Origin of the sequence: Desulfovibrio piger, from assembly GCF_900116045.1 — a bacterium.
GTDB lineage: Bacteria > Desulfobacterota > Desulfovibrionia > Desulfovibrionales > Desulfovibrionaceae > Desulfovibrio > Desulfovibrio piger_A.
In genome coordinates this window covers 2,317,992-2,340,728 of the sequence record NZ_LT630450.1, presented here as the reverse complement: position 1 = coordinate 2,340,728, position 22,737 = coordinate 2,317,992, and the positions used below count along the sequence as shown (strand labels likewise).

The 22,737-nt window shown below is 66.2% G+C and carries 15 protein-coding genes; 11 read left to right on the top strand and 4 right to left on the bottom strand.

Annotation, left to right across the window (positions count from 1 at the left end; all coding sequences use genetic code 11):
• Positions 1-138 precede the first annotated feature (138 nt).
• Both DESPIGER_RS10410 and DESPIGER_RS10405 read right to left on the bottom strand, forming a co-directional pair.
• A complete protein-coding gene (locus tag DESPIGER_RS10410) occupies positions 139-4,491 on the bottom strand; it encodes a translocation/assembly module TamB domain-containing protein (protein ID WP_072336491.1) in 4,353 nt (1,450 codons plus the stop codon).
• Positions 4,491-6,632, bottom strand: coding sequence for an autotransporter assembly complex protein TamA (locus DESPIGER_RS10405; protein WP_231927567.1), 2,142 nt, complete (start codon positions 6,630-6,632; stop codon positions 4,491-4,493). Before DESPIGER_RS10405 ends, DESPIGER_RS10410 begins: the two co-directional genes overlap by 1 nt.
• 94 nt (positions 6,633-6,726) lie before the next feature.
• Between DESPIGER_RS10405 and DESPIGER_RS10400 the strand changes: the two genes are divergently transcribed.
• Complete coding sequence (locus tag DESPIGER_RS10400) at positions 6,727-7,074, top strand: DsrE family protein (protein WP_072336485.1); 348 nt, start codon at positions 6,727-6,729, stop codon at positions 7,072-7,074.
• Positions 7,075-7,360: 286 nt separating this feature from the next.
• Here DESPIGER_RS10400 and typA read toward each other — a convergent pair whose 3' ends face one another.
• Both typA and DESPIGER_RS10390 read right to left on the bottom strand, forming a co-directional pair.
• Positions 7,361-9,190, bottom strand: a complete 1,830-nt coding sequence (typA, locus tag DESPIGER_RS10395) for a translational GTPase TypA (protein WP_072336482.1) — start codon at positions 9,188-9,190, stop codon at positions 7,361-7,363.
• 66 nt (positions 9,191-9,256) lie between these two features.
• A complete protein-coding gene (locus DESPIGER_RS10390; RefSeq protein WP_072336479.1) occupies positions 9,257-10,087 on the bottom strand; it encodes a purine-nucleoside phosphorylase in 831 nt (276 codons plus the stop codon).
• Between the two features lie 140 nt (positions 10,088-10,227).
• On the opposite strand from DESPIGER_RS10390, the gene DESPIGER_RS10385 reads away from it, so the two are divergent.
• The 10 genes from DESPIGER_RS10385 (at position 10,228) to dsrM (ending at position 22,729) form a co-directional block, all read left to right on the top strand.
• On the top strand, positions 10,228-11,667 hold the full coding sequence (locus tag DESPIGER_RS10385) for a biotin carboxylase N-terminal domain-containing protein (RefSeq protein WP_269456890.1): 1,440 nt from the start codon (positions 10,228-10,230) through the stop codon (positions 11,665-11,667).
• A 55-nt stretch (positions 11,668-11,722) separates the two neighbouring features.
• Positions 11,723-13,966: an acetyl-CoA carboxylase carboxyl transferase subunit alpha/beta gene (locus tag DESPIGER_RS10380; protein ID WP_072336476.1), complete on the top strand. Its 2,244-nt coding sequence runs from the start codon at positions 11,723-11,725 to the stop codon at positions 13,964-13,966.
• Between the two features lie 90 nt (positions 13,967-14,056).
• On the top strand, positions 14,057-14,707 hold the full coding sequence (locus DESPIGER_RS10375) for a biotin attachment protein (RefSeq protein ID WP_072336473.1): 651 nt from the start codon (positions 14,057-14,059) through the stop codon (positions 14,705-14,707).
• Positions 14,708-14,713: 6 nt separating this feature from the next.
• The gene (locus tag DESPIGER_RS10370) at positions 14,714-15,499 is read left to right on the top strand and encodes a hypothetical protein (RefSeq protein WP_072336470.1); all 786 of its coding nucleotides are present in this window, start codon (positions 14,714-14,716) and stop codon (positions 15,497-15,499) included.
• A gap of 37 nt (positions 15,500-15,536) precedes the next feature.
• Positions 15,537-16,058, top strand: coding sequence for a single-stranded DNA-binding protein (locus DESPIGER_RS10365; RefSeq protein ID WP_072336467.1), 522 nt, complete (start codon positions 15,537-15,539; stop codon positions 16,056-16,058).
• A gap of 432 nt (positions 16,059-16,490) precedes the next feature.
• Complete coding sequence (locus tag DESPIGER_RS10360) at positions 16,491-17,852, top strand: cytochrome c peroxidase (RefSeq protein ID WP_072336464.1); 1,362 nt, start codon at positions 16,491-16,493, stop codon at positions 17,850-17,852.
• Positions 17,853-18,348: 496 nt separating this feature from the next.
• Positions 18,349-19,620, top strand: coding sequence for a sulfate adenylyltransferase (gene sat, locus DESPIGER_RS10355; RefSeq protein ID WP_072336461.1), 1,272 nt, complete (start codon positions 18,349-18,351; stop codon positions 19,618-19,620).
• Between the two features lie 471 nt (positions 19,621-20,091).
• Positions 20,092-21,069 (top strand): hypothetical protein, encoded by a 978-nt coding sequence (locus tag DESPIGER_RS10350; protein ID WP_072336458.1) that lies wholly within the window; start codon positions 20,092-20,094, stop codon positions 21,067-21,069.
• An 86-nt stretch (positions 21,070-21,155) separates the two neighbouring features.
• Complete coding sequence (locus DESPIGER_RS10345; RefSeq protein ID WP_072336455.1) at positions 21,156-21,683, top strand: RsbRD N-terminal domain-containing protein; 528 nt, start codon at positions 21,156-21,158, stop codon at positions 21,681-21,683.
• Positions 21,684-21,706: 23 nt separating this feature from the next.
• Complete coding sequence (dsrM, locus tag DESPIGER_RS10340) at positions 21,707-22,729, top strand: sulfate reduction electron transfer complex DsrMKJOP subunit DsrM (RefSeq protein ID WP_072336452.1); 1,023 nt, start codon at positions 21,707-21,709, stop codon at positions 22,727-22,729.
• Positions 22,730-22,737 lie beyond the last annotated feature (8 nt).

The following is a 22,737-nucleotide window of genomic DNA, read 5'->3' as shown; positions in this document are numbered from 1 at the left end:
ATCTCCTTCCCCAGAGAGACGGCATCGTCATTCTCCCGGACGATGCCAAAAACGCCGGGCATGCCCCGGCGTTTCCTTTTTTGCGCGGCCGCACCGCCGCCCGCGCCCAGGGGCGGCGGGCTGCCCCACGCTGCCGCATCAGTAGTTCATCTTCCACTGGATGCCGGCGCTGGTGTTGTCCTGCTCCGTGCGGATGCCCGCCTTGCTGTGCGGGGTCAGTTCCAGTTCCATGATGACGGCGGTGCTGTCCGGCTCCAGGCCCTGCTCCACGCCAAGATAGATCTTCTCGCCGATGAACTTGCCCACTTCCAGGCTGCTTTCCTCATCGCCGCTTTCCTTGTCCGTGGAGGAATTGACGCGCAGCACGTCCACGCCCAGCACGGCACGGCCCAGATCCAGGACGCCCAGCCCGCCGGAACCGAAACCGGCCAGACGCGCCACGGCGGCGGCCAGGCGCAGGCTTTCGAAACGGCCCAGCTCGCTGGAGCCGCGACCGAACATGACCCGCGAGATGATCTCTTCCTGCGGCAGGGACGGCGTGCTGGTCAGTTCCAGCTTCATGCGCCGCACGGAGCCGCTGACGCGCACGTCGGCCGTGATGTCCGGCACCTCGTACCGCAGGGTCACATCCAGAAGAGGATTGGACACAGGCCCGCCGTTGAAGGAAATGGTGCTGGGCCGCAGGGTGAAGATCTTGGAGAGCAGGTCGAACTGCCCCCGCACCGAGCGCACGCTGCCGATGACCAGCGGATCGTTGAGGGCCCCGCGCACGCGCAGGCCGGCCTGCCATTCGCTCTCCAGCCCGTGGCCGTTGACCGCGATATGCCCCGGCGCCCGGACGCTCACGTCCAGGGAGCCGCGCCCTTCCTTCTTTTCCGGCGCAGGTTCCGGGGCCTCGCTGGTGCCTTCCACGGGCAGGGTGGTCACGCTGCTGCCGGTGAGGCGGTTGAGGTTGACCAGGGCCTCGTCGATGGTGATGTCCGCCGCCACCTGGGGCGCCATGAGCGTGCCCTTGACCGAGGCCGTGCCCGACAGGGTCGCCTGGATGTCCGTGCGCCGCAGGGGGCGCAGGCGCTTCATGGCGGCATCCAGGGCCAGCCTGCCGCCTTCGGGATGCAGGCTGCCCGCGGCCGTCACCAGACCGCCGCGTCCGTCGCTCATGGAGGCCTCCAGGTGCACGGGCTCCAGCTTCAGGCCCTTGCCGCTGCCCGCAGACACCGTGGCCTTGATGTCCGTCAGCAGGATGCCCAGGGCCAGGTCCTCATAGCGCCCGCCCGAGATCTCCAGCCGTCCCCTGGCCGTGGGCACGGCAAGGCTGCCGGCCAGGGCCAGATGCATGTCCAGCCGCCCGGTCACGCGGCGGTCGGCCACGGGCACCAGACGCCAGAGCGGGGCCAGCTCGCCCTGCCAGTCCAGGCGCCCGGCAAGCGGGGCCGCCATGTCCGGCAGGGGCAGGCCGTTGGCGGAAAAATGCAGGGGCAGGCGGACTTCCAGACCGGCCTGCTCCGCCCCCAGGGCCTGCCGTGTGGACGGCGGCAGTTCCAGGCGCGTGTCCAGGTGTCCTTTGCCGTTGCTGCCGCCCAGTGTGCCCGTCAGGGCCAGATCCAGGGGCGGCAGGGAACTTTGCGGGACCTCGAGACGCCGCACGTCCAGCCGGAAGGTCCCGGCAGGGGCCGCAGGACTGCCGTGCAGGCGGCTCTGGAAGGCCAGGGCGGCGGAAGGCAGGCCCGGCACGACCGCCCGCCACGGGGCCAGATCCATGCTGTCCAGCGTCAGGCGCACGTCCATGCCCACGGGCTTCAGGGCCGCTGAGGCCCGGACGCGGCCCGCGGGAGCGATGCGGGCATCCAGACCGCGCAGGGAAAGGCCCTCCCTGTCCAGCACAAGGGCCGTCCCCGCCTGCAGGCGCAGGCCCACGCCCTGCCTGAGATGCAGGTCGCACACGGGGATGTCCAGCCTGTCGCCCTGCCAGCGGAGGCGGACCCTGGCCCGCACGTCACCGGCGCAGGCCAGTTCCGCTTCCAGCGGGGTCGCCAGCTCGCCTTTCAGGCCCACCAGCACCCCTTCCAGGCGCAAACCGGCCACATGGAGCTGCCGCACGTCCAGGCGCTGCTCCAGCCGGCCCTGGCCGAAAATATCGTCGATGCGCAGATGCTGGCGCAGCTCGCGCAGCAGCAGCCGCTCCCCGCTCCTGTCATGCAGACGGACAAGGTCCACGCCGGCATCCAGGCTGAACCACTGTCGCCAGTCCCGTCCGCCCAGGACAGCCGGATCGACCGGGCCGGTGCCCGCGGACGGCGGCACGTCCCCGGGAGCGTCCTGCGCCGGGGGCATCCCCCCGGCACGCAGGCTCAGGCGGGCCGGACTGTCCCTTTTTTCCAGGCGCAGGCCAGGCGACCAGTAGTCCAGCACCCGGCCCAGAGCCTCCCAGTCCGACAGTTCACCGTCCAGCGCGGCCCACAGGCGCGGCCGGGCCCCGGGATCGGGGAACAGACGTGCCAGCAGCCGCGCGGGGACGAAATCGCTGCCCACGATGGCCGGGGCGGGAGACACAGCGGAAGCGGCAGGGTCCGACTGAGGCGGCACGGCGGCCCCTCCCGCAGCGGCCGCAGGGGCCAGGCCCCCGGCGGCGTCACCGTCCGCAGGGGCCGGAGCCTGCGCGGTCTGCGCATCCGCCGGAGCGGGAGACGCCGGGAGAGGCGCCGCCTGCGGGGCATCGGGCAGCAGGGCCAGCAGGGCACCGCCCAGACGGGCACCGGCGCCGTGCAGCTCCAGCTGCGGCAGGCCCAGCAGCCAGGCCATACCGTCGTGCCCGGCCAGCAGGCGCAGTTTCGTGGAGATGTGGTCCTGCCCGGTACGCATCTGCAGGGAGAGCGGCAGCTCCACCCTGCCTTTGGAAGCCAGCCGCGGCCACGGCAGGGCCTCTCCGCCTGCCAGCAGGGAAAGATCGTTGATGACATGCCCGCCCAGGTCCAGCGCGGCGCAGGCCAGCTCCAGCCGGGGTTCGGGCGCAGCGGGGCTGCCCTTCACGCCGATGTCCAGACGCAGGGCATCGCCCAGGGGCGCCAGCAGGGCGCGTGCCTGGGGCAGCAGGGCCGCCGCACCGGCGGCGGAAGCCACGGACAGCGAACAGTCCAGGGCCAGCGGCGAGGCCAGCACGTCCGCGGCGGTCACGAGCTCCAGCGTGCCCGTGCCGCGCAGTCGCAAGGCCCCGGCGTCCGCCTGAAGATCCTCCAGGGCCAGCACGGGCCGCTCACCGGGCCGCAGGGCCAGCTCCACCCGCAGGGTGGAGGCCTGCCCGGGCGTCAGGAGCAGGGCCAGCGGCGCGGGCAGCCAGCTGCCTGCCGCTTCCGGCAGGAGGGGGGCCGTGCCCGCACCGTTTGGCTGTGACGGGGCCGTCCCGGCCTCTTGCGCCGGAGCCGTCGCCGGAGCTTTCCCGGTCGCTGCCGCGTCACGCGCAGGAGCCGGGGCAGCAATGGAAGGCGCCGCCGGCCCGGCGGTCGGGGTACCGGCTGCCGTCGCGGGAGCCAGCTGCCACGAGGCCTGGAGACCGGCCCGGGCCGTGGTCCCGCTCAGGGAAAAATCGGCATCGGCCGTCAGGACGAGCGAGACGTCCAGCCCCTCACCGGCGCGGAGGGCGCTTTCCGCGGCAGCCACAGCTACGGGCGGGAGCGGCGCCGGAGCGGCACCGGGCGTCGTCGCGTCCTGCGCAGGAACAGGTGAGGCGGGGGGCACCGGAGGCGTTTTCGCGTCCGCAGGCGCGCTGTCCGCTTTTGCCGGAGCCTCGGCGGGTCCCTCGTGGCCCCTGGCCGCCGGGGCCTTTCCGGTATCCCCTGCCCCGCCGTCCTCCGCCGCCGGGACGGCCGGACTGCCGTCCAGCACGGCCTGTCCCAGCCACAGGCCCTCCAGCGCCACCTCACGCACATGCAGGGAAGGCAGCCAGCCCGGCAGGGCGGCCATGCTTTCCAGCGCGCTCCGCAGGCCTGCCTCCACCCCGGCCAGCGTCTCAGCCAGCGGCAGGGAAGGTTCGCCGGGCGAAGGGGGCAGCTGGGGCAGACGATACAGGGAGGGACGCTCCAGGCGCAGGTCGAGGGAGACGCAGGGCGGAAAGAGGGACAGGCCCGCATCCACGCGCGCCCGGGGCACGTCCAGCCAGAGGCCGCGGGCATCCCGCAGGCGCAGGGCGCATTCCACTTCCAGCGGCAGGGCCCCCTCCAGACGGGTCAGCTCCAGGGAAAGCCCCTGCTCGGCCAGGGGCGGGGCCAGCAGCGCGCCGGCCTCCTGCCGCAGCCAGTCCTGCCCAGCGGGCGTGCGCAGCCAGAAGACCGCCCCGGCCCCGGCCAGCAGCGGCAGGAGCACGAGCAGCAGCAGGCACGGCAGGACACGGCGCCGGAAAACGCTCCTGCGCGCGGGCGCCGCGCCTTCCGAGGGAGCAGGGCCCGACGGCCGGCCGTCAGGGACAACAGGGGGAGTTCCGGGTACGCTGGGCATCAGAAGCTCTGTCCTATGCTGATATAGAGTTGCAGGGGGGGATCGCCGTCCACGGGATTGAGGGGCGTGGCCACGTCCAGGCGTACCGGACCGATGGGCGTGTAATAGCGCAGGCCCAGGCCCGCGCCCCAGCGCATGTCCCCGAAGATCCGCGGCAGGGCGTCCTCGTAGACCATGCCGCCGTCCAGGAAGGGCACGATGCCTATCTCGTCGGTGATCTTGTAGCGGGCCTCCAGATTGACGATCTGGTACGAGCGGCCGCCGCTGGGGTCGTCCTTGTGGTTGCGGGGCCCGATGGCCTGGTAGGAATAGCCGCGCACCGAGCCGGCACCACCGGCGTAATAGCGCAGCGTGCTGGGCAGGTTGTTCATCTCCGCCCCAGCCATGCTGCCGCCGCGCACGCGGGCCGCCAGCACGAGCTTGTCGTCGATGACCCCCTTGCGCGGGCCCTTGCGGAAGGGCGCGTAGTAGAACATGCCTTCCACTTCCGTGCCCAGGGCCGTGAAGAAGCCGTCATAATAGCCGAAGATGGGCTTGGAGTTGATCTCCAGCACCGAGCCGCGCTTAGGGTTGATCTTGTTGTTGCGGCTGTCGCGCACGATGCGCAGGTGCGGGCCCGCGAAACTGTAAGGCTCGTTGGTGTGGCCGTCATCGCTGAGGGTGCCGCTGTCGGAAGAGGCCCCCACCCCCACCCACCAGTACGGGCTCAGGCGGCGCTCGATACCGGCGCCCACGCGCAGGCCGCGCCGGTCGTAGGCATCGGTGAACTCCTGCAGCAGGGAGGCTTCGCCCACCAGCTTCTGGTCGCGGTCCAGGAAGGCCGGTTTTTCGAATGAAGCGCGCAGGCCCTGCTTTTCGGGCGTGATGGGCAGGGAGACCACCAGCTTTTCCCCGTTGCCGAAGAAATTGCGGTGTTCCCACTCCCCTTCCACACCGATGCCGGAATCGGTCTCATAGCGGGCAGCGGCGCTGACCGAGCGCGGCGGCCCCTCGCGCACCACCAGGCGCACGGGCAGGACCACCATGCCGTCCTTGCGCGGCGGCGGCACGTCCTTGATGGTGCGCTGGCGCACCATGCTGAACAGGCCCAGGCCGCGGAGCTCGTCCACATAGTCCTGCACCCGGCTCTCGTCCCAGGGCTCCGTCCCGGCCTTCCAGGGGGCGCGCTCGCGGATGTAGGTGGCGCTCACGTCCTTGTTGCCTTCCACCACGATCCCGCCCAGCAGGGCCGGAGGACCGGTATCCACCACGATCTCGGCATTGAGCGTACGGGCCGCGCGGTCGAGGAAGTAGCGCTGGCTGCTCACCTGGGCCAGGGGATAGCCCCGGCGGCGCAGACGTTCGGGCAGTTTTTCCACGGCTTCCAGCATCTGGTCGGCCGTCACGGCTTCACCGGGAGTGACCCCGCGCAGGGTATCGGGAAAACGCGGGGGCGGGGTCGCTTCGCGGGCCTCGTCGCCCCACAGGGCCCCCAGGCCGCTGTACGGCGCCCGCCGCTTGCCGTGCTTGAGGGCCGCGGGCACCACGGGCGCAGGATCATAGCGCACCGAGGCCCGGCCCAGCACATAGCGGGGGCCCGGCGTCAGGTGCAGGCGCACCGTGACCGGTTTGGTCGTGCTGTCCATACGGAAGGTCGCCGTACCGTCATAATAGCCCTGGGAATGCAGCAGTTTGACCGCCGTCTCCACATCGCCCCGGGCCCGGCGTTCCAGGCCCAGCAGGCTGTCCGGCGGATCGGAACGCAGCTGCTCCAGCTGGCTCAGGGCCCGCATCTTGTCCGACAGGCCCGAGTTCCCGGAGGCAGGGGGCCTGGTTCCCGTGCCCCCGTTCCCGGGAGCGCCTGCCTGCGGCGCTTCCTGCCCGGCCTCGCCGCTGTCCGCCGGGCTGCCGTCCAGGGGCACGCCCTCGGACTCCTCGTCGGGATCCGCGGCCGCGGCACGTTTTTCATCCGCCGTGGCACGACGCTCGCCGTCCACCTCGATGGACAGTTTGTAGGGGATGCGTTCGCCCTGTCCGGCGGGCATCTTGGTCCCGCCGTCATCGCGCAGTTCTCCGGCGGCATCGCCGAACAACAGGCCGCAGCCGCCCAGCAGCAGGCAGGCCATGAGCAAGAAAGAAAAAAGGATATCTGTTCGGCGCATAATAATCCCATAGCCGCAGAGGGACAGCTTGGCAAGACAAATCCCCTCTGTTACCATGAGTCCGTTAGATCCTTTTTTTTCAGGAGCCTGTCTCATGTCATATGATCTCTGCCTCCATGTGGACGCCAATGATCCCGCCCTGCTGGCCTTTGCCTTCGTCAATGCCCTCAACTATATGAACGGCCTGCCCGGCAAGGAATTCGAGCTGGTGCTGGTGGCCAACGGCCCGGCCGTCAAGCTGTTCGTGCCTGCCCAGGCCGAACTGCAGAAGACCGCCGAAGAGCTCATGGCCCGCGGCCTCAAGCTGCGTCTGTGCAAGAACGCCCTGGATGCCAACAAGATGACCGCGGCCGACCTCTGGCCCGGTTGCGAAGTGGTGCCCGCCGGCCTGGTGGAGATCGTGGAGCTGCAGAACAGGGGCTTCGCCTACATCCGGCCGTAACCCCGCCATTTTTGCCCGCTGCCCGCCCCCTCCTTCAGGCAGCGCACCACCCAGACCAGACCGTCCCCCTTCCGGCAGGGCATGGCCATGTGCGACCTGCCGTCTTGCAAAGACCGGGACAGCAGGGATCCTGCCTGTCCCTTCCGGGCCTGTGCGCCTGAAAGATACGGCCCTCCGGCATGGCGGGCGGTCCTGTCAGGCGCTCCTCAGACTGACGCCCATACGAAAAGGGCCGGCAGACATGCGAACATGTCTGCCGGCCCTTCATGCTTCCGGGAAAGGATATCTAGCCTTTCTTCTTGGCCCCGGCCATCTGGTAGCGCTTCTGGGCGGAGAGTTCCACCTTGCGCAGGCGCAGGGAGAGCGGGGTCACTTCCACCAGCTCGTCCTCACGCACGAAGTGCAGGGCGTGTTCCAGGGTCATCTTCTTCACGGGGGTGAGGATGACGTTCTCGTCCTTGCCGGCGGCGCGCAGGTTGGTGAGCTTCTTTTCCTTGGTGGCGTTGACGTCGATGTCGTTGTCACGGTTGTGCTCGCCCACGATCATGCCCTCGTAGACCGGATCGCCGGGCTCCACGAACAGGGTGCCGCGGGGCTCCAGGTTGAACAGGGCGTAGGCCACGGCATTGCCGGGACGGTCGGCCACGATGGAACCGGAATAGCGGGTGGGGAAGTCGCCGCGCCATTCTTCATAGCCTTCCAGGTAGGAGTTCATGATGCCGGTGCCCTTGGTATCGGTGAGGAACTCGTCGCGGTAGCCGATGAGGCCGCGGGAAGGCACGGAGAACTCCAGACGCACGCGGCCGGTGCCGTTGTTGGTGCAGTTGAGCATGCGGCCCTTGCGCTGGTTGAGCTTGTCGGTGACCACGCCCATGAAGACCTCGTCGCAGTCCACGTACAGGTGCTCGATGGGCTCCAGGGTCTTGCCGTTCTCGTCCTTCTTGAGGATGACCTCGGGACGGCCCACGGAAAGCTCGAAACCTTCGCGGCGCATGGTCTCGATGAGGATGGCCATCTGGAACTCGCCGCGGCCCTTGACCAGGAAGGCGTCCTTGTCGGCGGTGTCTTCCACGCGCACGGCCACGTTGCGCAGGCATTCGCGCTCCAGGCGGTCACGGATCATGCGGCTCTGCACCAGCTTGCCTTCACGGCCGGCCAGGGGAGAGGTGTTGATGCCGAAGCGCATGGCCACGGTGGGCTCGTCCACGCGGATGCGCGGCAGGGCGCGGGGGTTCTCGCGGGTGCAGATGGTGTCGCCGATGGTCACGTCCTCGATGCCGGCCACCACCACGATGTCGCCGGGCTGGGCCTTGTCCACCTCGGCCAGCTGCAGGCCTTCATAGACCTGGATCTTGGAGGCGCGCAGGGGACGGGCCTGACCGTCCTCGCCGATGCAGGCCAGGCTCTCGTTGGCGTAGATGCTGCCGTGCATGATGCGGCCCACCGCCAGACGGCCCAGATAGTCGGAGTAGTCCAGGTCGGCCACCAGCATCTGGAAAGGCTGTTCGGGATCGTAGGAAGGACCGGGGATCTTTTCGAGGATGGTCTCGAACAGGGGGGTCAGGTCCTTCTGTTCGTCATCGATGTTGCGCATGGCCACACCGGCGCGGCCGATGGCGTAGAGCACGGGGAATTCCAGCTGCTCGTCGCTGGCGTCCAGGTCGATGAACAGGTCGTAGACCTCGTTGAGCACTTCCTGGGGACGGGCGTCCTTGCGGTCGATCTTGTTGATGACCACGACCACGGGCAGACCGGCCTCCAGGGTCTTGCGCAGTACGAAGCGGGTCTGGGGCAGCGGGCCTTCGGAGGCGTCCACCAGCAGGATGGCGCCGCTGGCCATGGAGAGCGAACGTTCCACCTCACCGCCGAAATCGGCGTGACCGGGGGTGTCGATGATGTTGATCTTCACGCCGTTCCAGTGCACGGCGCAGTTCTTGGCCGCGATGGTGATGCCGCGTTCGCGTTCCAGATCCATGCTGTCCATGACGCGGTCATCGACCTGCTGGTCTGCTCGAAACACGCCGCTCTGACGGAAAAGGGCGTCCACCAGGGTCGTTTTGCCGTGGTCAACGTGGGCGATGATGGCCACGTTACGAAGTTTGTCATTCTGCTGCATAGTTCTGTCTCGCTCTGGTAAAAAATCGCCCCGGAACATTGCCGGGGCGCATGGTTTACGCAATTTTTACAACTTTGTCACCACCGCTTCCACAAGGCGGCCCAGGTCCTTCCCGGCCCGGCCGGCCACGGCGATGACTTCTTCCAGCGGCGCGGGCCGCATGCAGTCGGGCAGGTTCTTGTTGGTGAGGCAGGAGATGCCCAGCACGCGCATGCCCAGATGGCGGGCGGCGATGACCTCCAGCACGGAGCTCATGCCCACGGCATCGGCGCCCCACCGGCGGAACATGCGGGTCTCGGCGGGGCTTTCCATCTGCGGGCCGCGCACGCCGATGTAGACGCCGCGCTCCAGGCGGATGCCCAGTTCGAGCGCGCACGCACAGGCAAGGTCGCGCAGGCCGGCGTCATAGATGGCGCTCATGTCGGGGAAGCGCTCGCCCCAGGCCTCATGGTTGGGCCCGCTCAGGGGGGAGGCGCCGGTGAAGTTGATCTGGTCGCTGATGCACATGAGCCCGCCCGCGTCGAACTGCGGATCCAGGGCGCCCGCGGCATTGGTGAGGATCAGCGTGTCCGCCCCCAGCCCGGCCATGACCCGCACGCCCATGCAGACCTTGTCCGGCCCGAAACCTTCGTACAGATGGCAGCGGCCCTGCTGCACCAGCACCGTGCGGCCGCCCAGACGCCCCAGCACGAAGGCCCCGGCATGGGAGGCCACCGTGAACACCGGGAAGCCCGGCAGGTCGGCATAGGGGACGCTGCGCGTGTCCTCCATGCGCTCCACCAGTCCCGAAAGGCCGGTGCCCAGGATGATGGCCGCATCGGGCCGTGAGGGCAGCGCGGCCCCCAGACGCCGGCGCAGCGCCGCCACCGCAAGCTGGACTTCTTTCCAGTTTTGCATAGAATTGACCCCCTCAGATATTGAAGACCAAGCCGATATGCTGTAGTAGCTCTTGTTTTTCAGTCGCAAAAGCGAACCGCTTTATAGCGTGCTGGAGCCCATTCCACAAGAGCGGCACAGCACGCCCTCAGGAGACCGCCTTGGAGACCAGCCAGAAAGACTCTTTGCAACACCATAAGGTTCTCGTCGCCAACCGCGGCGAGATCGCCATACGCATCATGCGGGCCTGCCGCAAGCTGGGTGTGGCCTTTACCGCCATCTTTACCGCCGAAGACGCCGCTTCGGGCCATGTGCGCTACGCCCGCGAGAACGGCGGCGAACGCAGCCTGTTCCGGGTTTCTTCCTACCATGACGCCAACGAGCTGATGTCCGTGGCCGACCAGGCCGGCTGCACGGCCGTGCATCCCGGCTACGGTTTCTTTGCCGAGGACTTCCGCTTTGCCCGCCGCGTGACCAAGCGCGACCGCAAGATGATCTTCATCGGTCCCTCGTGGAAGATCATCCGCGAGCTGGGCGACAAGATCAACACCAAGCGCCTGGCCCGCAGCCTGGACGTGCCCACCGTGCCCGGTTCCGACCGCCCCATCTATGACGAGATGGAAGCCGAGCGCATCGCCCGCAGCGTGTTCGAGTTCCAGGTGCAGCAGGGCATCCAGCGTCCGCTGGTGCTGGTCAAGGCATCGGCCGGCGGTGGCGGCATGGGCATCGAGGAAGTGTACGACATCGACAACTTCCGCTCCGTGTACCGCCGCATCCGCAACTACGCCCTGCGCCAGTTCAAGGACGAGGGCGTGCTCATCGAGCAGCGCATCACGGACTTCAACCACCTGGAAGTGCAGATCGTGTCCGACCGCAGCGGCAAGAACCCCGTGCACTTCGGCACCCGCAACTGCTCCATCCAGTCCACCGGCCTGCAGAAGCGCGTGGAAGTGGCCCCCGGCTTCGTGCCCGCCCAGATGGACTACAGCTTCGATGCCGCCAAGGTCCTGCAGGACATCGTCCACTATTCCCTGACCATGGCCCGCAAGGTGGGCTATGACAACGTGGGCACCTGGGAATGGATCGTCACCCGCCGGGGCGAGCCTTTCCTCATGGAAGTGAACACCCGCATCCAGGTGGAGAACGGCGTCTCGGCCCGCATCTCCAGCATCCGCAACCACGAGGGCCCCGTGGACCTCATCGCCGAACAGATCCGCATCGGCCTGGGCGAACCTCTGGGCTACACCCAGGACGACGTGACCTTCGACGGCGTGGGCATCGAATACCGCCTCATCGCCGAAGACCCCGAACACGGCTTCACCCCCTGGGTGGGGCGCATCGAGCGTTTCTCCTGGAAGGAAGAGCCCTGGCTCACCGTGCTGACCCACGTGCCCACCGACACGCCTTACGAGATCCCCACCGAATTCGACCCCAACCTGGCCCTGGCCATCATCTGGGGCAAGGATCTGGCCGAGGCCCGGGAACGCGGCGTCTCCTTCCTGGACAACCTGCACCTGGAAGGCAGGAACAACGCCGGTGAGGCCCTCAAGTCCAACGTGGCCTTCCTGCGGGCCAACACCGCCCGCACCCTGCGCTTCTAGCGGACGGGCCGCCCCGGCGGTCCCCTTCCATCAACGTCAAACGGCGCAAGAGATTATGGACAACACTATCGAAAAACGCATCCAAAGCCTGAACGACAGGCTCTCGTATACGCGCGACATCTTCGCCGGCAAACACGAGGACAGCATCCGCCTGCTGGACGAGAAGCTGGCCGAGTTCACCGCCCGCGTCCGCAACGGCGAGGTCGAGGACCCCCATACCGAGATCGTCTCCCTGGAAGACCTTTTCGTCTTCGTGGAAAAACGCCTGGAAAAGCTCATCACGCCCATGGACCGCGTGCGCATCGTGCGCCATCCCCAGCGCATCTGCCTGCGCGACATCCTGGAGAACGTCTACGACAACTTCACCGAAGTGGGCGGGCAGGACGAACACAGCCTCGACCCCAGCATGCTCATCGCCCGGGCGGTCATCACCCGCCGCCGCGGCAAGAAGATGCACACCCAGTCCGTCATGGTCATCGGGCAGGAAAAGGGCCACGGCGCCGAGTTCCGCAACGGCGGCTCCGTGAAGCCCTGGGGCAATGCCAAGGCCCTGCAGTACATGCGCGTGGCCGAGACCGAAGGCATCCCCATCCACTGCTACATCTTCACGCCCGGCTCCTACCCCATCGAGGACTATCCCGGCGCGGCCCAGCAGATCGCCCGCAACATCTACACCATGGCCGGTCTGCGCGTGCCCGTCATCTCCATCATCTCCGAGGGCGGTTCCGGCGGTGCCGAGGCCATCGGCCTGGCCGACAAGCGCCTCATGCTCTCCCACGGCTACTACTCGGTCATCTCGCCCGAAGGCGCAGCCGCCATCGAAGGCCGCCTCAAGGCCGGCCAGCGCGCCGCGCCCGAGCTCATCGAGCATTGCGCCCAGAACCTGCACATCACCGCGCAGGACAACCTCTCCTTCGGCTATATCGACAGCGTGGTGCAGGAACCCGCCCTGGGCGCCCGCCCGTACCACTTCGACTTTTTCCGCTCCCTGCGGCAGGAAGTGCTGCGCGCCACCGACGAAGTGGTCATCACCAACACCAAGCCGCCCATGATCCGCGGCCTGGCCCTGGCGCGCCTGCGCAACCCCGAAGCCAACCTGGACGAGATGTATGTGCGCTGGGGCATGTCCGGCGCGGCCAAGAACCGCATGCGCGAACGCCGCCAGCAGAAGTTCCTGCGCCTTTCGCGCGCGGCCGCCATCGACAACCGCCCCTTCCTGTCCAAGAACGCCGCCGCCCTGCGCGACTGGGTGACCAAGCCCTGGATGCACTTCAAGTACGACTTCGTGCGCCGTCACCAGCGCAAGCTGCACAACATCATGGAAGAGCTGGGCAGCGAATGGGACGTGTTCAAGGGCCGCCTCCTCAGCCCCTGGAAGCGCATCGCCGGCCCGGCGGAAAAAAAGGCCACGGCCAAGGAGCTGACCACCCTCTCCAACTGGGTGGAAGACAACCGCGTGAGCAAGTGGAACTACCTCTCGCCGCGCTACAAGATCGACCGCGCCATCACCTGCCCCAACAGCGCCTCGTACGGCTGCCTGGACCTCTGGGGCCCCGACCTGTTCGCCGAGTTCGCGGGCGTGTGCAGCCATTGCGGCTACCACTTCCCCATGGAGCCCGAATGGTATGTGCAGAACGTCTTCGACAAGGGCTCGGTCTTTGAGTTCAACCGCGAGATCGAAGCCGGCAACCCGCTGAACTTCCCCAACTTCGACGAACGCATCAAGGCCGCCCAGGAAAAGACCGGCTGCCGCAGCGGCTGCATGACCTTCGAGGCCCGCATCGACGGCACCAAGCTGGTGGTGGCCATGCTCATGGGCACCTTCCGCGGCGGTTCCTTCGGTGCCGCCGAAGGCTACAAGTTCGTGGAGGCCGCCGCCCTGGCCGCCAAAAAGCGCTATCCCTTCCTGGCCTATGTGCACGGCACCGCCGGCATCCGCATCCAGGAAGGCACCCACGGCGTCATCCAGATGCCCCGCTGCACCGTGGCCGTGCGCCGCTACATCGAGTCCGGCGGCCTGTACCTGGTGCTGTACGATACCAACTCCTTCGCCGGGCCCGTGGCCAGTTTCCTGGGCTGCGCGCCCTACCAGTTCGCGGTGCGCTCCTCCAACATCGGCTTTGCCGGTCCCGGCGTCATCAAGGAGACCACGGGCATGGACATCCCGCCCAAGTACCACCGCTCCTACCGGGCCCTGTCCCGCGGCCATATCCAGGGCATCTGGGACCGCCGCCAGATCCGTGCCAACCTCAAGCAGGCCCTGCTCACCATGGGCGGCCGCAACCTGTATTACCGTTAAGCAGACGGCGGGGCGGACTTGCCGCCCCGCCTTTCGCCGCCCCCAGCGGTGCGGCCCCACCCACGACAAACGAAAAAGCGGGAAAACCACATGATCAACATTTCCGCATTGCTGGACGAGATAAAAGCCTCCCCTTACCGCGAGATCGTCATCCGCACGCCCCACACCGGCGTGGTGACCTTCGCCGACATCAAGGAAGGCGACGAGGTCCTCGGTCCCCAGGGACAGTGGAAGGAAAAGCCCGGCACCCGCCTGGCCACCCTGGAACGCGAACGCAACCCCAAACCCATCTGCTCCCCTGAAAAGGGCATCATCAGCAGGATCCACAACCAGCTGGAGGGCATGTTCGTGGAAGCGGGCACGCCCCTGATGGTCATCCGCCACATGCTCACCCGCAGCGAGGTGGAACACCAGATCCTCAAGAAGGCCCTGCATCTGTTCCGCGCGCCCGAGCGGGCCAAGTACTACTTCACCCCCGAAGTGGACAAGAAGATCCGCGCCTCGGACGCCCATTCCGTGGTGGTGCGCGACGGCATGGAGCTGTTCATCATGTCGCGCATGAAGCGCGAGGTGCCCCTGCACTACAGCGGCCCCACGGGCGTCATCTACGCCGTCTACTTCAGCTACAACGAGAACATGGACGCGGACGCCCCCCTCATCGGGGTCTGCCCCGAGGACCAGCTGCCCGTCATCCAGGACGTCATCATGCGCGTCCAGACCGAGTGGACGGAAAAGGGCTAGGCCGTCATGGGCAAGGCACTGCAGATCCGCCAGGAAGCCGCCGACAGCCCCCGGGGCCTCACGGCCCGGCGCTGGCCCGCCCTGCTGGCCCTGGCCCGCAAGGCCGCCGGCCCCTATGGCGAGGACGTGGCGGCCTGGCTGGCCGTGCCCGGGGCCCCGGCCGAGCCCTGCCTGCTGGAGCTGGCACGATGCCTGAGCCGCCTGGCCATGCGCAACGTGGACGACCTCGCGCCCCTGACGCTGGACAGCCTGCGCCCCCTGTGCGACCTGACGCGCCGCTGCGAGGACGCCCTGGGCAGCTGGCAGGCCGAGGACGCCGCCGCGGGCCTCCAGGCCCTGGCCGCCCTGCTGGACACGCTGGAGGCCACGCTCACGCAATCCGCCATCCGGCCCCCGCTGACCGCGCCCGTGGCCCGCATCACCACCGTGGACGTCACCTGGAACCCCGGCCTGCTGGAAAAATGCTGGCCCGGGCTCAGCCTGCTGGCCTTCGGCCATGCCGGTGTGGGCACGGCCGGTGTCCGCGACCTGCTGGACCGTCTGGAACGGGGCATGGCCGAGGACCGCTGGCCCGGGCAGCAGGCCCCTTTCAAACGGGCCCTGGCCGATGCCCTTGCGCAGCGCGGCGCCCTGGACGCGGCCCTGCGCGCCAATGATCCCCGGGCCGCCCACCGCGCCAGCGAGGCCCTGGAGGACGCCCTGACCGAAATGGAAGACAGCCTGCTTGCCGCAGGCTCCGGCCCCAAACGCAAAAAGCCGTCCCTCTTCCGGCGCCTTTTCGGCCTGCGCTGAGACGGCACAACGAACAACCGTTCGAGGAACAGAATCTATGCTGAACAAAGTCATGCTCATCGGTCGCCTTGGCCGCGACCCCGAACTGCGCTATACCCAGAGCGGTTCCCCTGTGGCCACCCTCAACGTGGCCACCGACGAATCCTATGTGGACCGCGACGGCAACAAGGTGGAACGCACCGAATGGCACCGTGTGTCCGTGTTCCAGCGCCAGGCCGAGAACTGCGCCAACTTCCTGGCCAAGGGCAGCCTTGTCTATGTGGAAGGCAGCCTGCAGACCCGCAAGTGGCAGGACCAGAACGGCCAGGACCGCTACACCACCGAGATCAAGGCCCAGCGCGTCCAGTTCCTGGACCGCCGCAGCGACGGCCCCCGTTCCGACATGGGCGGCTATGAGGACGATTACGGCGCGCCCGCTCCGGCCGCCCGCGCTCCCCGCGGCGGCAACACCGGCGGACAGCGCCAGGCTCCGCGCCGCCCCGCGCCCCAGCAGCGCGACGATGACCTGGGCCCCGCCTTCCCCTCCGAGGCTTCCAACATGGACGAAGTGCCCTTCTAGGCACGGATGCCGCATACAGACACACGGCAGGGCGTCTCCCCCACGGGAGGCGCCCTGCTTTTTTTGTGCCCCATGACCGCCGCTCCGCGCGGGCGCCTCGCCCCGCTGCCTCCCGCCTGCTCCGGGCCGCTCCGGCGGCCGCGGGACAGCGCGGATCGCCGCAAGCCGGATGCCGGCATACCGGGAGCCGCTCCGGGGGCACAGGCGGCCCGCCTGTTCCGGGCCGGAACAGCATATGCTATCTCATTGAAACCATTGTGCAATAGAATGGGCAGTCCTGATATCGTCCATAAAAATATACAAAAAATAATATGTTATCTTGGTAATAGTAAAAATTACTGTTGACATTATGCACCACTTGTGAAAAAAAGCTCCTGCTATCCCGGCAAAACCCGTGATGCCGTCCCGGCATCGCCCCCCAAGGAGGACGATATGAAGGAAAAACTGCTGGCTTCCGCAGCCCTCGTGCTGCTGGCCTGTGCCCCCGCCACGGCGCAGGGGCTGGACGATGTGCAGCACAAGTTCGCCAGTGTCTCGGGCATCGTGCAGGACAAGTGCATGGCCTGCCATTCCCGCGGCTATGACCTGCCGTTCTACGCCAAGGTCCCCGGCATCCGCGGCATCATCGAAAAGGATTACAGGGACGGCATCCGTGCCCTGGACCTCAACCAGGAGCTGGTGCAGCGCAAGGACCGCCCCGTGGGCGAGACCGTGCTGGCCAAGATGGAATGGGTCATCCTCAATGACACCATGCCGCCCGCCAAGTTCGCCGTGGTGCACTGGGGCAGCCGCCTTTCCGACCAGGACAAGAAGGACATCCTGACCTGGGTGGCCGAGAGCCGCAAAGCCCACTACGCCACGGATGCCGCCCCCGAACATGCCAACGAGCCCATCCAGCCCATCCCCCGCCGCCTGCCCGTGGACGAGGCCAAGGTGGCCCTGGGCAAGGCCCTGTTCAACGATGCCCGCCTGTCCGCCGACAGCACCGTGGCCTGCGCCACCTGCCATGCCATGGACAAGGCCGGCACGGACAACGGCCGCTTCTCCGAAGGCATCCGCAAGCAGCTGGGCGATGTGAACGCGCCCACCACCTTCAATGCCGTGTTCAACTTCGTGCAGTTCTGGGACGGCCGCGCGGCCGACCTGCAGGAGCAGGCCGGCGGCCCGCCGCTGAACCCCATCGAGATGGGCAGCAGGGACTGGGACGAGATCGTGGCCCGTCTGGCCGCCGATGCCGCACTGACCGCCAAGTTCCGCGCCGTCTATCCTGACGGCTGGTCCGGCAGGAACATCACGGACGCCATTGCCGAATACGAAAAGACCCTCATCTCGCCCGACAGCCGTTTCGACCGCTGGCTGCGCGGCGACAAGAGCGCCCTGACCGCCGCCGAAGCGGAAGGCTACGAGCGCTTCAAGGCCTACCGCTGCGCCTCCTGCCATGTGGGCAAGAGCATGGGCGGCCAGTCCTATGAATATCTGGATCTCAAGAAGGATTACTTCGCCGACCGCGGCGGCAAGCCCCTGGGCTCGGACAAGGGCCGCTTCAATGCCAGCGGCAGGGAAGAGGACATGCACCGCTTCAAAGTGCCCAACCTGCGCAACGTGGAGCTGACCCATCCCTACCTGCACGACGGCACCGTGACCACGCTGGACGAGGCCGTGCGCATCATGGGCGTCTACTGCTCCGGTCTGGACGTGCCCCAGAAGGACCGCGCCCTCATCGTGGGCTTCCTGCGCACCCTGACCGGCCGTCATGAAGGCCGTCCCGTGCAGGGCGAGGCCGTGGCCCGCTAACTTGACCTGATCCAGTCCGCGGCATCCCCGGCCCGGTACCACAAGGTGCCGGGCCTTTTTTTATCCGGCCGGCGGGACCGGGCCCCAGGCCACCGGACAGGACACGAAGAATTTGTCCTTGTTTTCCGCACGGCTGGGCAAAGGACAGGGCAGCAGGCCCGCAGGCCCCCTTTTCATGCCCCGCCGGCCGTGCTATGTTCCGCCCAAACTCCGGCAGGGAGCCCCGGCCATGACCGTGCCGGGCTCTTGCGGCCGGACCGGCATGGGGCCCGAGTGCGCGTCAATTTTCACAATAAAAAATTTTCCGCACTCTTTGTGTTGTAAATCAATGTGATAGCCGTTTCCCGCCACGTCTTTTTCGTGTCGTTTCCGTGAAAAATCCCGAAAGGTGGTTGACTTTTTGTTAGATTATTCACAAGATGCAATTCACAAAGAGACGTTACGGATGCGCCATTTGCGCAACGGTATAGCAACAAATCAAATGGAGGATTTCTCAATGTCCAAACTGGTACCCCCTCATGGCGGCAAGGGCCTGGTGTGTTGTCTTCTGGAAGGCGCGGCGTTGGAAGAAGAACTGAAAAAGGCTGCCGGCCTGAAGCAGATTGAGATCTCCTCTCGCGCCAAGGGCGACCTGATCATGATGGGCATCGGCGGCTTCTCTCCCCTGAACGGCTTCATGAACAAGGCCGACTGGAAGAGCGTGTGCGAAAAGATGCTGCTCTCCGACGGCACCTTCTGGCCCGTGCCGGTGACCCTGGACGTGTCCGCCGACGACGCCAAGGCCCTGAAGGTCGGCGAAGAAGTCGCCCTGGTCCGCAAGGGTCAGATCATGGCCACCATGAAGGTGGAAGACATCTATGAAATGACCGAAGCCGACAAGAAGTGGGAATGCGAACTGGTGTTCAAGGGCTGCGGCCCCGACTCCGAAAAGTTCTGGGAAGTGGCCCCCACCGACCATCCCGGCGTGAAGATGGTCCTGGGCCAGAAGGAATACAACATCGGTGGCCCCGTGAAAGTCCTGTCCCAGGGCGAATTCCCCGAAAAGTTCCCCGGCGTGTACATGACCCCCGCCCAGCTGCGTGCCAAGATGGACGAACGCGGCTGGAAGAACGTGGCCGCCCTGCAGCTGCGTAACCCCATGCACCGCTCCCACGAATACCTGGCCAAGCTGGGCGTGGAAGTGTGCGACGGCGTCGTGATCCACTCCCTGGTGGGCGCCCTGAAACCCGGTGACATCCCGGCCGAAGTCCGCGTGAAATGCATCGACACCCTGGTGCAGAAGTACTTCGTGCCCGAGCATGTGATCCAGGCCGGCTATCCTCTGGACATGCGCTACGCCGGTCCCCGTGAAGCCCTGCTGCACGCCACCTTCCGCCAGAACTACGGCATCAACCGCCAGCTGGTGGGCCGCGACCACGCCGGTGTGGGCGACTTCTACGGCATGTTCGAAGCCCAGGAAATCTTCGACAAGATCCCCATGCCCGCCGAAGAAGGCAAGCGCCTGCTCTGCGAACCCATGAAGATCGACTGGACCTTCTACTGCAAGAAGTGCGACGGCATGGCCTCCATGCGTACCTGCCCCCACAGCAAGGAAGACCGCGTCATCCTGTCCGGTACCAAGCTGCGCAAGATGCTGTCCGAAGGCGCTGAAGTGCCGGATCATTTCGGTCGTGAAGAAGTGCTCGCCATCCTGCGCGAATACTATGGCGGCCTGACCGAAAAGGTCGAAATCAAGATGCAGCGCGCTGCTTCCGGTTCCACCATGTAAGCATCGCCGGGTTTTCCCAGCGAAATCCTGATAGCGGGCGCCCCCTTGGGGGCGCCCCTTCTTTTTTCGTGCATGGCCGCCCTTTCCATATTGGGGGCATCGTGCACAGAATCACAATGTTCTCTTGCAGGACAGCCATTCCATGACAGGCATGAACAGGAAAAAACGATGCCTGTTCCATGATGTTTTTCTGCGTTTCGCAGAGCAACCTTCTTGTATGGATGGCCTTTTTTCATCGTAATGGCAAAATTTTTTTGCTTTTTTCTCTCTTTCTTGCAGTAGTGTACCCTGTATGTCCTTGTCTTTTTTCCCGGCAAGAGAGCCCTGCAAGTCTTTTTATCCCCCCGATGGCGCATTGCACAGCACAACTTCAGGCAGGCGGGACAAGATGCCTTTACCTAGCCGGGATTATGGAGTATACAAAGTGTGCGTCTGCATCTGCCGGACGTAGTCCCCTTACCAAGGAGAGCCATGAAACAGGCCTACGGGATCCCTGGCGGCGCACTGGCGGCCGCCCTTCTGGGCATGCTCTTCTGCATCTGGACGGCATTGGGCAACGAAGTGGCCTTTTGCGTCACTGCAGGCTGCTCCCTGTACCAGGACCTCGTCATCGGCGGTCTCTCCATGTGGTGGATCGGTACGGCCGCCTTCGGCGCCCTGGTCTTCCTGGCGCTGCTGGGGGCTGTCCCGGCAGGGCATCTGCTGGCGGGACTGATCCTGCTGGGCGATATTTTTCTGCTGCTGCTCATGGCGCTGACCTCTCCCTGCGTCAGCTGCCTGGTGGTGGCCTGTTTTTTTGCCCTGGCCTACTGGCTTTTCTGGCGGGCGCTGCACCGGGCCGGCAAACGCCCGCCAGAGCGTCCGCTGCTGCTGTATGCCTGGCTGCTGCTGTTCGTGGTCAACGCGGGCCAGGTGATGCGCACGCAGGGCGAGGTCTGGAGCATCAGCGAGAACCCCGGACAGGCCACGGTGCGCATGTTCTTCTCGCCGTCCTGCTCGGCCTGCCGCGAAGGCATCGACATCCTGTCGGGCAGCGTGGACGTGGCCTTCTGCCCGGTGGCGGAGAACGACACCGACGTGGCCCGCGTGGAGCGCATGCTGCTCCTGCTGGAAGAAGGCAGGTCCCTCAGGGAGGCCGTGGCCGCCTGCCAGAACGTGGAGGAACCGGGCCCCTGGGCATTCCTGCATCCGGGGCAATGGGGCCTGCGTCTGCGCCTGCAGCGCAACCGGGCCCATATTTTCAATGCCGGCTCCCGCACGGTCCCCTTTTTCGAGTATCGCGGCCTGCCGGCCATGCTCAAAAAACAGGCCCGGCCCGCCGCCCCTGCCCGCGCGCAGGAACCGGTCATCGAATTTTCACCGGCCGGCGGCCAGGCGTTCCCGGACGCCGCCCTGCCCCTGGAACCGCAGGTGGCCGGGCAATGCGGCGGCCCGGCGCCCTGCCCCTAGCTGTCGCCGCCGGACGATGAAAGCTTGACGAGAACAGCCGGGCACTTTATAGGAAAGCCCGTTTACCCTTTTGCCAAACGACTGCCATGAACGCACAAAAAATTTTCCGTGAACAGCGCGCCGTCATCGTGGAGGGCTGGATCAACGCGGTCTATTCGACCTATCCCCTGCAAACGACTGGCTTTTTGCGCACCAAGAACGATCCTTTCACCAATCCGGTGGGGGATATGACCAAGGAAGCCGCCGGCCTCATCTATGACGTGATCGCCGGCGAACATGTGACGCCGCAAAAGATCAAGCACGCCCTGGACCGCTTCGTGCGCCTGCGTGCCGTGCAGCAGTACACGCCCAGCCAGGGCCTGGGGGTCTTCTTCCTCATGAAGCCCCTGCTGCGTGAACACATCCTCCCCCTCTGCCAGGAAAAAGAAGACCTGGCGGAATATCTGGACGCGGAATCCCGGCTGGACAGCGTCACGCTGCTGGCCTTCGATTTGTATTCGGCCGCGCGCGAGACCCTGGCGGAAACGCGCATCGCCGAAATACGCAACCAACATGCCCAGCTGGTGCGCTGGGCGCAATCGGTGGATGGCAGCCCGGTTTCGGGCAAAGGCTAACACTCTTCGAAGCGAGGTAGGGAATGTTCGCATCATTGCTGGTGGTGGCGCTCATCGGGGCCATTGCCTGGGCAGGTTCGGCCGTTGGTCTGTCGTACCTGTTCGGCGTGGTTTTGCCCTATGTGGCGGTAGTCACCTTCTTCCTGGGCGTCATCTGGCGCATGGTTTACTGGGCCAAATCGCCCGTGCCTTTCAGCATCCCCACGACCGGGGGTCAGGAAAAGTCGCTGGACTTCATCAAACAGGAAAAGTGGGACTGCCCCAACACCAAGTTCGGTGTGGTGGTCCGCATGTTCCTGGAAGTCTGCTTCTTCCGTTCGCTGTTCCGCAACACCGCGGCCGACGTGCGTGAATTCGACCCTGTGAACAAGGGCCCCCGCACCATCTACTACTCTTCCAAGTGGTTGTGGTTCTTTGCCCTGCTGTTCCATTACTGCTTCCTGCTGGTCTTCATCCGCCACTTCCGTTTCTTTATGGATCCGGTGCCCGGCTGGCTGACCTTCATGGAAAGCATCGACGGCATCATGCAGATCGGCAGCCCGCGCTTCTACTGGACCGGCGGCCTGCTGCTGGTGGCCGTGCTCTTCCTGCTGGCCCGCCGCCTGTTCAACCAGCGCCTGCGCTACATCTCCCTGATGAACGACTACTTCCCCCTGCTCCTCATCCTGGGCATCGTTCTGAGCGGCATCTGCATGCGCTACTTCGACAAGACCGACATCGCCCAGGTCAAGGTCTTCATCATGGGTCTGGTGCACTTCTCGCCCGTGGCCCCCGACGGCATCAGCCCGCTCTTCTTCATGCATCTGACCTTCGTCAGCGTGCTGCTGCTGTACTTCCCCTTCTCCAAGCTCATGCACATGCCCGGCGTGTTCTTCAGCCCCACGCGCAACCTTCCCACCAATACCCGCGAAGTGCGCCATGTGAACCCCTGGAACCCGCCCAAGCAGTACTTCACCTATGCCGAATATGAGGACGTTTACCGCGATGCCATGGCCGAAGCCGGCCTGCCGCTGGAAAAGCAGCCCTCTTCCAAGGCCGCCGAGTAAGGAGCTGA